This window comes from Erythrobacter colymbi, assembly GCF_002155685.1.
GTDB classification, from domain to species: domain Bacteria; phylum Pseudomonadota; class Alphaproteobacteria; order Sphingomonadales; family Sphingomonadaceae; genus Erythrobacter; species Erythrobacter colymbi.
Genome location: NZ_MUYK01000001.1, coordinates 696,422 through 708,173, shown reverse-complemented (window position 1 = coordinate 708,173; position 11,752 = coordinate 696,422). Strand labels below are relative to the sequence as shown.

At 69.0% G+C, this 11,752-nt stretch carries 13 protein-coding genes; 12 read left to right on the top strand and 1 reads right to left on the bottom strand.

Going from position 1 to position 11,752, the window contains the following annotated elements:
• From BZF57_RS03275 to BZF57_RS03220, 12 genes are all read left to right on the top strand, one after another.
• Positions 1–756 (top strand): methyl-accepting chemotaxis protein (locus tag BZF57_RS03275; RefSeq protein WP_240505828.1); only part of this gene is annotated, 756 nt, incomplete at its 5' end.
• Positions 757–862: 106 nt separating this feature from the next.
• The gene (locus BZF57_RS03270) at positions 863–1,120 is read left to right on the top strand and encodes an STAS domain-containing protein (protein WP_086734536.1); all 258 of its coding nucleotides are present in this window, start codon (positions 863–865) and stop codon (positions 1,118–1,120) included.
• Complete coding sequence (locus BZF57_RS03265) at positions 1,117–3,225, top strand: chemotaxis protein CheA (RefSeq protein WP_086734534.1); 2,109 nt, start codon at positions 1,117–1,119, stop codon at positions 3,223–3,225. The genes BZF57_RS03270 and BZF57_RS03265 overlap by 4 nt, the downstream gene beginning before the upstream one ends.
• A 9-nt stretch (positions 3,226–3,234) precedes the next feature.
• Complete coding sequence (locus BZF57_RS03260; RefSeq protein ID WP_086734532.1) at positions 3,235–4,131, top strand: CheR family methyltransferase; 897 nt, start codon at positions 3,235–3,237, stop codon at positions 4,129–4,131.
• Positions 4,128–5,195 carry a protein-glutamate methylesterase/protein-glutamine glutaminase gene (locus BZF57_RS03255; protein ID WP_086734530.1) on the top strand — a complete coding sequence of 356 codons (1,068 nt, stop codon included), beginning with the start codon at positions 4,128–4,130 and terminating at the stop codon, positions 5,193–5,195. The genes BZF57_RS03260 and BZF57_RS03255 overlap by 4 nt, the downstream gene beginning before the upstream one ends.
• Entirely contained in the window at positions 5,192–5,767 is a 576-nt protein-coding gene (locus BZF57_RS03250; RefSeq protein ID WP_240505827.1) for a chemotaxis protein CheD, read from the top strand. The genes BZF57_RS03255 and BZF57_RS03250 overlap by 4 nt, the downstream gene beginning before the upstream one ends.
• 18 nt (positions 5,768–5,785) lie before the next feature.
• On the top strand, positions 5,786–6,169 hold the full coding sequence (locus BZF57_RS03245) for a response regulator (RefSeq protein WP_086734528.1): 384 nt from the start codon (positions 5,786–5,788) through the stop codon (positions 6,167–6,169).
• A gap of 29 nt (positions 6,170–6,198) precedes the next feature.
• A complete protein-coding gene (locus tag BZF57_RS03240) occupies positions 6,199–6,639 on the top strand; it encodes a chemotaxis protein CheW (RefSeq protein ID WP_086734526.1) in 441 nt (146 codons plus the stop codon).
• Positions 6,640–6,641: 2 nt separating this feature from the next.
• On the top strand, positions 6,642–6,944 hold the full coding sequence (locus BZF57_RS03235; RefSeq protein WP_086734524.1) for a hypothetical protein: 303 nt from the start codon (positions 6,642–6,644) through the stop codon (positions 6,942–6,944).
• Positions 6,934–7,245 (top strand): hypothetical protein, encoded by a 312-nt coding sequence (locus tag BZF57_RS03230; protein WP_086734522.1) that lies wholly within the window; start codon positions 6,934–6,936, stop codon positions 7,243–7,245. Before BZF57_RS03235 ends, BZF57_RS03230 begins: the two co-directional genes overlap by 11 nt.
• A complete protein-coding gene (locus BZF57_RS03225; protein ID WP_086734520.1) occupies positions 7,242–8,768 on the top strand; it encodes a methyl-accepting chemotaxis protein in 1,527 nt (508 codons plus the stop codon). Before BZF57_RS03230 ends, BZF57_RS03225 begins: the two co-directional genes overlap by 4 nt.
• 65 nt (positions 8,769–8,833) lie before the next feature.
• Complete coding sequence (locus tag BZF57_RS03220) at positions 8,834–10,285, top strand: methyl-accepting chemotaxis protein (protein WP_086734518.1); 1,452 nt, start codon at positions 8,834–8,836, stop codon at positions 10,283–10,285.
• A 4-nt stretch (positions 10,286–10,289) separates the two neighbouring features.
• On the opposite strand, the gene BZF57_RS03215 is transcribed toward BZF57_RS03220, so the two are convergent.
• The gene (locus tag BZF57_RS03215) at positions 10,290–11,711 is read right to left on the bottom strand and encodes a M20/M25/M40 family metallo-hydrolase (protein ID WP_086734516.1); all 1,422 of its coding nucleotides are present in this window, start codon (positions 11,709–11,711) and stop codon (positions 10,290–10,292) included.
• Positions 11,712–11,752: the final 41 nt, after the last annotated feature.

Sequence of the window (11,752 nt, the reverse complement as noted above, 5' to 3'; positions counted from 1 at the left end):
GCCACCGAAGGCGGGGCGGTGGTCGGCAAGGCGGTCGCGGCGATGGGCGCGATCGAGCAGTCGGCCAAGGAGATCACCCAGATCATCGACGTGATCGACGGGATCGCTTTCCAGACGAACCTTCTGGCGCTCAACGCAGGCGTCGAAGCGGCGCGTGCGGGCGAGGCGGGCAAGGGCTTCGCGGTGGTCGCCAACGAGGTGCGCGCCCTCGCCCAGCGTTCGGCCGAGGCGGCGCGCGACATCAAGGCGCTGATCGACAAGTCGACCGCCCATGTGGGCGACGGGGTGAGCCTGGTCGGCGAGACCGGCACCTTGCTCGCCGAGATCGTCGCGCAGGTCGGCTCGGTCACGGCGCAGGTGAACGAGATCGCCGAGACCGCGGCCGCGCAGGCGTCGAACCTCGAACAGGTCAATGTCGCGGTCGGCAGCATCGACCGCATGACCCAGCAGAACGCCGCGATGGTCGAGCAGGCGACCGCCGCCACCCGCAGCCTCTCGAGCGAGGCCCAGCGCCTCGGCGAGCTCGTCGCGCAGTTCCGGGTGAGCAACTCGGGCTACTTGCCGGCCGCCGCGCCCGCCTACGCCCCGCCGCCCGCTCCGGTCCGCGCCGCCGCCCCTGCCCCGGCGCCCGCGCCGCGCAAGGCTCAGGCACCGCGCAAGCCCGCCGCTGCCGCCCCCCCGCCGCCGCTGGTGACCGGCAATCTCGCCCACAAACCCGCGCCGGTTCCGGCGGAGGACGACTGGAGCGAATTCTAGGGGGGGGCAGACCCCCTCCAGCCTCTCCCAGACCCCCTCCAGACGCCGTCAGACCCGGTCTCGCCCCCCGCCAGACCCCCCGAAAAACCGCAAAAGGTGGCCCAAGATGATCGCTCTTCCCCCCATCTGCGACCGCAGCGCCGCCTCCGCGCTCTACCCGGAGATCGCCGAAGCGCTGGGCCCTGCGCCGCTGATGCTCGATGCCTCGAAGGTCGAGCGGATCGGTCAGGCGATGCTGCAACTGCTTGTTTCGGCAGCAAGAACCGAGGGCGGGATCGCGATCCACCAGCCGAGCGCCACCTTCACCGCCGCGCTCGCGCTGACCCGGCTTGATCATGTGGTGATGGAAGGCGTGGCAGCATGACCGAAGACGACATCCAGCAGATCTTCTTCGTCGAATGCGAAGAAGCCCTCGAAGCCACCGAGACGGGCCTGGCGGCCTGTCGTGAAGGAACCCACGACGGGGAAACCATCAACGCGATCTTCCGCGCGGTGCATTCGATCAAGGGCGGCGCGGGCGCTTTCGGGCACACCGCGCTCGCTGCCTATACCCACGGCTTCGAAAACCTCCTCGGCGAAATCCGCGAGGGCAAGGTCCCGCTGGAACCGGCGCTGGTCGACCTGCTGCTGCTCGCGCTCGATTGTCTGCGCGATCACGTCGAAGCCGCCCGCGGCCGCGGAAATCCGCCCGAAGATGCCGACCTGCTGGCGCGTCTGGAAGCGGCACAGGCGGGTGGTAGCGGGGCTGCTCCCGCGCCGGAACCCGCCCCGCCCCCCGCAGCCGACCCGCTCGACGATCTCGACGCGCTGCTCAACGAACTCTCGGCTCCCGCACCTGCCGAACCCGAAAGCTGGCTGGTGCACATCCGCCCCCACGCGGGCGCGATGACCAAGGGCAGCGAGCCGCTGCTGTGGCTGCGCGAGCTGACCGACCTCGGCGGCACCTGCGAGCTGTGCGACATCTCCGCCGTGCCCACCTTCGAGCGTCTGACGGTCGAGGAAGGCTATCTCGGCTGGACCTTCCGCATGCCCGGCAGCGTCGCGCAGGAAAGCGTCGCGGAAATCTTCGACTTCGTGGGTGACGAGGTCGCGCTCGCCTATGGCCCCGAGGGCACCATGCCCCCGCCGCGCATCGCCGCAGCCCCGGCGCAAGGCCCCGCCACCCAGCGCGCGGCAGTCGCCGAAGTGCCGCAGGCGGCCGCTTCGACCGATGCCGCCGCGAGCGCCCCCGTACCCGCACCCGTCGCCACAGTGGCCGCCCCGCCTGCGGGCGGTGCCGCGACGCAATCGGTGCGTATCGATCTGAAAAAGCTCGACATGTTGATCGATGGCGTGGGCGAGCTGGTGATCGCGCAGGCCATGCTCGCCCAGCGGCTTACCAACGAGAACCTCGCCCATATCGAGGAGCTCGCCCTGATCGAGACGCTGGTGCGCGACATCCAGGAACATGCGATGGCCTTCCGCGCCCAGCCGATCAGTTCGGTCTTCGGCCGCGTGCCGCGCCTGCTGCGCGAGCTCGGCAGCTCGACCGGCAAGCACGTGAAGCTCGAGGTCGCCGGCGAGACCACCGAGCTCGACAAGACCGTGATCGAGCGCCTCTCCGAGCCGATGACGCACCTCATCCGCAACGCGGTCGACCACGGGATCGAGCCGCCCGAAGAACGCCGCGCGGCGGGCAAGGACCCGGAAGGCACGCTGACCCTGTCTGCCGAGCAGAAGGCCGGGCGCATCATCATCCGCATCGCCGACGACGGGCGCGGGATCGACCGCGACCGGGTGCTCGCCAAGGCCATCGCCAACGGCCTTGTCGCCCCCGAGGCGCAGCTTTCGGACGAGGAGATCCACCAGCTGATCTTCGCCCCCGGCTTCTCCACCGCCGCTACCGTCTCGAACATCTCGGGCCGGGGCGTGGGCATGGACGTCGTGAAGCAGAACGTGAAGGAATTGGGCGGGCGCATCACCATCGAGAGCGTGCCCGGCAAGGGCACCACCTTCAGCCTCGCCCTGCCGCTGACGCTGGCGATCTCGGACGGGATGATCGTGCAGGTCGGCGACCAGTCGCTGGTGATCCCGCTGACCCATGTGATCGAGAGCCTCCGCCCCACCCCTGCCGACGTCAAGGGCATGGGCACCCGCGCGCAGGTGTTGAACGCGCGCGGCACCTTCGTGCCGATCGTGCCCTTGGGTCTGATGACCGGCGCCGATGCGGCGGTCACCAATCCTTGCGAAGGCGTGCTGGTGCTGGTCGAAACCGAAGGCCACGGCCGCGCCGCGCTGCTGGTGGATGCCATCGCCGACCAGCGCCAGTTCGTGATCAAGGCGCTGGACGCGCACTACCGCCAGATCGATTCCGTCGCCGGGGCAACGATCCTCGGCAACGGCAAGGTGGCGCTGATCGTCGACGTCGATTTCATCGCCAGCACTGCCGCGCGCAATCACGCCGGCGTTACGCTCGCCGCTGCCGCCTGAGGTCCGGCCATGCATGCCCACAGCGCCGCCGAGGCGTCCGACAGCATGGTGCCCGGTGTCAGCCCCGCCATCTATGGCGAGGCCGACTTCCGCCGCATCGCCGACCTGATCCATGCCGAAACCGGCATCGTGCTGTCCGAGCGCAAGAAGATGCTCGCCTATTCGCGCCTTGCCCCGCTCGTGCGGCGCAGCGGGCTGACGAGCTTCGGCGCCTTCCTCGATGCGCTCGAGGGCGACGGGCGGACGATGACCGAGGTGGTTGCCGCGCTCACCACCAACCACACCTATTTTCACCGCGAACCGCATCATTTCGAGCACTTCGAAAGCGTCGTGCGCCCCGATCTGGTGCGCCGCGCGATGGCGGGCGACGAGGCGCGCATCTGGTCGGCGGGCTGTTCGACCGGCGAGGAAATCTGGACGCTGATGATGGTCCTGCTCGGCGCGGACCGCAACGCGGGGCTGAAGCTGACGAAGGCGCGGCTGCTCGCGCTCGCGAGCGACATTTCGGTCAATGCGCTCGCCGGAGCGCGGGCGGCGACCTATCCCGCGAGCGCGCTCGATGCCCTGCCCGAAGCCCTTCGCCGCACCTGGTGCGTGGCCGAGCGCAGCGACGGCGGCGAGGAGCGGCTTTCGATCGACCAGGCAGTGCAGGCGATGGTGCGCTTCCGCGAGCTCAACCTGATGGGCGACTGGCCAATGCAGCGTCCGTTCGACGTGATCTTCTGCCGCAACGTGATGATCTATTTCGACGGCCCGACCAAGGACCGGCTGGTCGAGCGGTTCGCACGCCAGCTGGTGCCGGGCGGCTATCTCTACATCGGCCATTCCGAGCGCGTGAGCGGCCCGGCGACCGCGCTGCTCGATCCGGTCGGCCCCACCATCTACCGCCGGAGAATGGGCGCATGAGCATCCGGGTCCTGATCGTCGATGACAGCCCGCTGATGCGCGCGCTACTCCAGCACCGGCTAGGGCGCGAGAGCGATATCGCGGTGATCGGCACCGCCGCCGATGCCGCCGAGGCGCGCCAGATGATCAAGGCGCTCGATCCCGACGTGGTGACGCTCGACATCGAGATGCCGGGGATGGACGGGTTGTCGTTCCTCGAAAAGATCATGCAGCTGCGCCCGACCCCGGTGATCCTCGTCTCCGGCGCAACCGAGGAAGGCGCCAGCGCCACCGCGCGCGGGCTCCAGCTCGGCGCGGTCGGGTGCATCGCCAAGTCGCAGCTGCGTGTGCGGCCGAGCGATGTGGTCGACGATTGCCCGCTGGTCGAGATGGTGCGCGAGGCGGCGCGGGTGCACCTTCACCCTCATCCCGCGCGTCCTGCCCGCCACGCCCCCCCGCCCGCTCCCGCATCGCCGACGGCGGCTGCCCTGCCCGACATCATCGTCATCGGGGCCTCGACCGGCGGCGTCGAGGCGCTCCACACCCTGCTCGCCGATTTCCCCGCGGATTGCCCGCCGACGCTGGTCGTGCAGCACATCAACGGCTGTTTTGCCGGCGCCATTGCCCAGTCCTTCGACCGCGCGGTGCGGCCGCGGGTGATGCTGGCCGAAAGCGATATGCCACTCGAACGCGGAACGGTGCTGTTCGCGCCCGGCAACGAGCGGCACCTGCAGGTCGCGAATGCCGGATCGCGCGGCTATCGCTGCATCTTGCGCGAAGGCGATCCCGTGTCGGGTCACCGCCCCAGCGTCGACCGACTGTTCGCTTCACTTGCCGCCCTTCTCGGCGGGAACGGCGGGTCGCGCGCGCTTGGCGTCCTGCTGACCGGCATGGGACAGGACGGCGCGCAAGGCATGGCCCAGCTCGCGAGCATCGGCGCGCGCACCATCGCACAGGATCAGGAAAGCTGCGTGGTCTTCGGCATGCCGCGCGCGGCAATCGAACTGGGGGCGGCGGGCGAAGTCCTTCCGCTCGAAAAGATCGGGTCCGCAATCTTCGCTCCGGCACGGGTAGGCCTCGCATGACCGACATGACCCCCTTCCTTTCCGGCACCGGTGCCGGCCCCTCGCCCGAAGTGGTCCGCATGACCATCGTCCAGGGCGAGGCCAAGGCGAGCACCGACCCGCGGGTCGAGATGAGCACGATCCTTGGCAGCTGCGTTGCCACCTGCCTGTTCGATCCGGTCGCGCGGGTGGGCGGGATGAACCACTTCCTCCTTGCCGAGCCCCCGGCCCACGTCCGCAGCCAGGCCTTCGACAGCGATTACGGCCTCTACCTCATGGAGCTGCTGATCAACGAGATGCTGGGCATGGGTGCGCACAAGAGCCGGATGCGCGCGCGGCTTTACGGCGGCGCGAACCTCAACCCCGACCTTTCTCCCATCGGCACCGCCAATGCCGCCTTCGCCCGCCAGTTCCTCGAGCGCGAGAACATCCCCAAGGTGTTCGAGGACCTCGAGGGCACTCTGGCCCGGCGCATCCAGTTTCGTCCCGCCAGCGGCCAGGTCCGCGCCCGCCTCGTGCCCTCCGATGTCGCCCCTACGGAAAAACCACTGGGGCGGCCGCAATCGGCGCTTGGGACGGTCGAGCTATTTTAGTTTCAAACGGAGCACATCATGGAAGCCAGCAATCCCGCCACTATCCGTGTCCTCACGGTCGACGACAGCGCCTCGATGCGTGCGCTGCTGCTCGGCGCGCTGACCTCGCGCGGGTTCGCGGTCGAACAATGCGAGGACGGGCAGGAAGCGCTCGAATGGCTCGCTTCGAACGAGGTCGACGTCATCATCACCGATATCAACATGCCGCGCCTCGACGGGTTCGGCCTGATCGAGAAGCTGCGGTCGAGCGCGCTCCATGCCGAGCGGCCGATCTTGGTGCTGACCACCGAAAGCTCCGACGAGAAGAAGCAGCGCGCCCGCAATGCCGGCGCGACGGGGTGGATCGTCAAGCCCTTCGATGCCGACAAGCTCACCGCGGCGCTGCGCCGCGTCATCCACTGATCGCCTCAGCCAACAGGGACACCCGCCCCATGCGCCACGAACTCATCACCTTCGGCATCGCCAGCCAGCGCTTCGGCATCGACATCATGACCGTGCGCGAGATCCGCGCCTGGTCGCCCGTCACCCGCCTGCCGCGCGTGCCCGATTATGTCGCGGGCGTCGTCAACCTGCGCGGTGCGGTGCTGCCGGTGATCGATCTGGCTGCGCGTCTGGGCTGGACCCCGACCGAGGCGACCCCGCGCAATCCGATCATCGTGATCGAATACGAAGGCCAGATGCGCGGCCTGATCGTCCATGATGTAGCCGACATCGTCTCGATCGAGGCCGGCACCCTCCAGCAACCCGACGCGGTCGGTCACGAGAGCATCACCCACTTCCTCGAAGGCATCGCCCCGCTGGGCGAGGACATGGTGATGGTGCTCGATCTGGCACGCCTGATGGCTGACGAGCCGATCGAACTGGCCGCCTGATCATGGCCCGATCCCTCTCCGTTCCCCGCGCCGCCGGCGGCGCGCCGCATTCTGCGGCCCTGCTCGATGGTATCGCCCAGCGGCTGGCGACCTTTGCCGAGGATGCCGAGGCCTTCGGCATCGTGCTGTGCAGCGATGCCGATGTGGCCGCGCGCTATCTCGTGCAATTGCAGCAGATCGACCGGCTCGCGCAGTCGCTGCGCGAGATGGCGAATGTGCTGGGCGCGTCCGATCCCGATGCCGCGGTGGCCGCGATCCGTCTGGGCGAGCTGCGCCATGCTCTGGAACAGGCCGATGCGCACTGATCACGCCCTGATCACGGTCCATGCCCTCGGCGCCTGTCTGGCGCTGGGGGCGGCCCTGTTCTGGCCGCGCCCCGGGCAGGCGGCGCTACTGGTGCCGGTCGCCGGACATGACCTTTCCGCCGCGCTGCGCTGGGCCGATCGCGAGGCTGCCCCGCTGCTCGCGCTCGACACGGCGAGCGGCCGCGTGATCGCCCGTGTCACCGACAATGCCAGCCTCCTCCACGCACTCGGCCAGGGCCTCGTGCCGATCGCCGCCCGTGGTTCGGGCTGTGCGGCACTTTCGCAGGAGGAAAAGCGATGATGGTCGATGACACTCGCGTCCTGCGCGAGAACGGCGTCCGCGTGATCGGCCTCCTGGCCGGCGTGATCGGCGCGGTGCTGGTGGTCTGGGGTCTGCTTGCCGATGCTCCGCTGATCGCAGCCAGCGCGGTGCTGCTGGTAGCGCCGCCGATGTGGTGTGCCCACCAGCGGCGCTCCGATCCGGCCACCCGCATCCTGTTTGGCGTGACCTACCCGTTGCTCGCCGCGCTGCTCCTGGCGCAGGCGAGCACCACCGGGTGGATCATCGATATGCACATGGTGTTCTTCGCCTTCCTCGCGGTGCTGACCGCCCTTGCCGACTGGCGGGTTATCGTGGCGGGCACGCTGGTGACGGCGCTGCACCACCTCGCGCTCAACTTCATCGCCCCGGCCTATGTCTTTCCCGATGGCGCAGACCTCTTGCGGGTGGTGTTCCACGCGGTCGTCGTGCTGGTGGAAGCGGCGGTGCTGATCGTGCTGTGCCGCCAGTTCGAAAGCCTGATTGACGGGCTGGCGGCGGCGCGGCTTGCGCAGGCCAAGCTCGATGCCGAGCGCAATGCCGAACGCGAGGCCCTCGCGGCCGACCAGCGTGTGGTGCTGTCGGGCCTGAGCGAGCGGCTCCATGCGCTCGCCGAGGGCGATCTTTCGACCCGGCTCGAAAGCCCCTTCCCCGGAGAATACGACCGCGCCCGGACTCTGCTCAACGAATCCTGCGCCGATCTCGACCGGCTGGTCGGCACCGTGGCCGATACGGCCGACCAGGTGGCGAACGGGGCGCAGGAGCTGCGCGAGGCATCCACCAGCCTCGCCACCAAAACCGAGCAGCAGACAGCCGCGATCGAGAGCGCGGCCCGCACGGCCGGAGATCTGCTGCGTGCGATCGAGGAACAGGCGAAGCTGTGGGACACGACCCGCAGCACCGCGCTCGATGCCAAGGCCGATGCCGATCGCGGCGCCGACGACATCACCGGCGCGGCAGAGGCCATCACGCGGATCGAGGCGTCCTCCATCGAGATCGGCGAGATGATCGGCTTCATCGACACCATCGCCTTCCAGACCAATCTCCTCGCGCTAAATGCCGGGGTCGAGGCCGCCCGCGCGGGCGAGGCGGGCAAGGGGTTCGCCGTGGTCGCGGGCGAGGTGCGCGAACTGGCGCAGCGCTCGGCCCAGTCGGCGACCGCGATCAAGGAGCTGGTCGCGGCCTCCAAGAACGAGGTCGCGGTCGGTGTCGAGCGGGTCAACCACATGGTCAGCCTGCTCGCCTCGCTGGTCTCGCGCTTCTCCGACATTGCCGGACAGATCGACCGGATCGCGCTCGGCTCGTCCGGCACGCTCGATGCGATCCGCCAGATCGACGAGGCGATGCGCCTGCTCGATCGCGGCATGCAGCAGAACGCGGCGATGGCCGAACAGACCAGCGCCGCCTCGGTCGAACTGCTGCGCAATGCCGAGGATCTGAACGGTCAGGTCGAACGGTTCCGGCGGGACAGGGCGGAAGCACCGCCACTCAGCCGCGCCGCCTAGCCCGCCACTACACCATCAGGATTTCAAGGAGGGGTCGCAGCCCACATCCCGTCAGGAGCGTCATCATGTCTGCCAACCCGTTGAAGGAGCGTCTCGATTACTATGGCCTTGCCGATATCCGGCAAGGCACGCTTGCGGGCGTTGCCCGTGCGTTGAACCGTCGCCTCGACGGCGCGCTCGACGGATTCTACCGCGTGATCGCCTCGCGCAAGGAATTGTCGGACCATTTCGACAATCCGCAGCAGATGAGCCGCGCGAAGTCGTTGCAGGCCGAACACTGGACGGCAGTGTTCCGTGACGGGGTCGACGACCGCTTCTACCAGCGTGCCACGCGCATCGGTAACGTCCATGCACGCATCGGGCTCGAGCCCAAGTGGTATGTTGGCGCCTATGGCCTCGTGCTCGACGAGCTGATCACCGCCATCGTCGCCCCCGGCTGGCGCGCGTGGCTGCCGTGGAAGCGCGCGCAGGCGCGGCAGATCGCCACCCTGGTGAAGATCGCGCTGCTCGACATCGACCTTGCGCTCTCGGGCTACTTCCACAATTCCGAGGAACGGGTGCGCACGCTGGTCAGCGACAAGCTGGGCACCGCGCTCCAGCAGGTCTCCGCCGGCGATCTGACCGCCCGCATCGAAGGCTTCCCGGCCGAATATGCGCAGGTCGAACGCGACTTCAACGCGGCGCTGGGCACCCTGTGCGAGACGCTCGGCAATGTCATGTCGGGCATGGCGTCGATGAATGCCGGCGCCACCGAAATCCGCTCGGCCGCCGACGACCTGTCGCGCCGCACCGAGGAACAGGCCGCCAATCTGGAGGAGACGGCCACCGCGATCGTCTCGATCAACAGCAGCGTGCAGGAAAGCGCCGCGACCAGCGCGGGCGCGCGCCGGACGATCACCGACACCACCACCCGCGCGACCGAAGGCTCGCAGATCGTCACCGAGGCGGTCGGCGCAATGCAGCAGATCGAGAGCAGCTCGCAGGAAATCACCTCGATCATCGCGGTGATCGAAAGCATCTCGTTCCAGACCAACCTGTTGGCGCTCAATGCAGGCGTCGAGGCGGCGCGCGCGGGCGAGGCGGGCAAGGGCTTTGCCGTTGTCGCCAACGAAGTGCGCGCCCTCGCTCAGCGCTGCGCCGAAGCGGCAGAGGAAGTGAAGGCGCTGATCTCGGCCAGTTCGGTGCAGGTCGGCCGCGGGGTCGATCTGGTGGGCCGCAGCGGCGATGCCTTCGCGGCAATCACGCGCGACATCGCCGCGCTGTCGGGCGCAATCCAGACGCTGGCGGATTCGGCTGCAGTTCAGGCCGAGAACCTCTCGCAGATCACCGCCGTGGTGGGCGAGCTCGACCGTTCGACCCAGCAGAACGCGGCGATGGCCGAGCAGTGCACGGCTGCCGCAACCTCGCTCACCCGCGAGGCCGGGTTGCTCGATTCCGCACTATCGCAGTTCACGGTCGGCACGCGCGGACGGGCGGGCGCGGCCCCGGTGGACCTGCGCCTCAGCCGCGCGGCCTGAGCGACTACTTGCCGTTCATCACCGGCGGCGCGGACGGAACCGGGCCACCGGTCAGGATCGCGGTTTCCTCGTTCGCGAGGATTCCGACGACCTGCGTCCACACCGCGACATTCTGGCGCAGCTGCACCGGATCGATCTTGTCGAGCGTGTCGTCGGGCGTGTGGTGCAGGTCGAAATAGCGGGTGCCGTCCTGCTGCAGATCGACCAGCGCGCCCTTCTGGTCGCGCACGATGTTGAGGTCCGCGCCGCCAGTGGCAGGATCGGTGCCGGCAGAGACGCCAAAGCGCGCGACGGCGGCGGCGATCTTCTTGTGCAGCACCGGGTTGGTCTCGCGGAAGTTCGAATCGAAGCGCCAGATACGGTCCGCACCGAAATCGCTCTCGAGGCCGACGGCGATCGGCTCGTTGATGTGGGCCTTGCTGTAGGCGGCGCTGCCGAACAGGCCGGTCTCCTCGGCGCCTGCGAACAGCACACGGATGGTGCGCAGCGGCTGGCCGGAAATGCTCACCCACTTCGCCGCCGCCGCTATGATCGCGCAGCCCGCGCCATCGTCGATCGCGCCGGTGCCGAGCCACCAGCTGTCGAGGTGGCAGGCGAGCAGCACCGGCGGGAGCGCGGGATTGCGGCCCACGATCTCGCCCACGACATTGCCGCTCTCGGTCTCGCCGAGAAAACGCGGCGTCAGCACCAGCTTCATGGTGATCGGCCTTCCGCCCGCGCGGGCGAACATCCGCTCGAGGTTCGCCGCATCGGGGTTGCTGAGCGCGCCCGCCGGGGTGGGCTTCACGCCCTCGGGGAAGTCGGTGCCGCCGGTGTGCGGGTTGCGGTGCAGGTCGGTGCCGACCGACTTGATGACGGTCGCAACCGCACCCTTGCTCGCCGCGATGCCCGAGGCGACCCAGCGCGTCGGCCCGGCAAAGCCATACTGGCTGCCGTCTTGCGTCCGGGTCATGGCGTTGCTGACGAAGGCGATCTTGCCCTTGAGGCTGCCCTCGGGCGCGGCCTGAAGTTCGGCGACGCTCTTGAACATCACCACCTCGGCGGTGATCCCTTCGGGGCCGGTCGAGGCCGTGTCACCCAGCGGCGCGACGGCGAGGCTCTGCGGGAAAGGGCTGACGATCTCGGCCTTGCCCGGTTCGCCCGGCACCCAGGTCGGCATCATGTAGGGCTCGATCGCGATGTTCTGGAAGCCCTTGGCCTTCAGCCACGCCGCGGCCCAAGCCCGGCCGCGGACCTCGGCCTCGGTGCCTGCCTGCCGTTGGCCGACTTCGGTGGTGATCCCCTCGACGAAGTCCCATGCGTGGGGATCGTAGCTGCCGGCATTGTCGGCGGCCTGTTCCAGCGTAGGACGCGGGGGCGGGGTGTTGGCGAGAGCCGGTGCGGCGAGCGAGAGCGCGGTCAGCGCGAGCAGGGAGGCCTTGGTCATGGCCGCAGGTGCTAGGCCCGCCCCGCCCGCCTGTCTAGCCG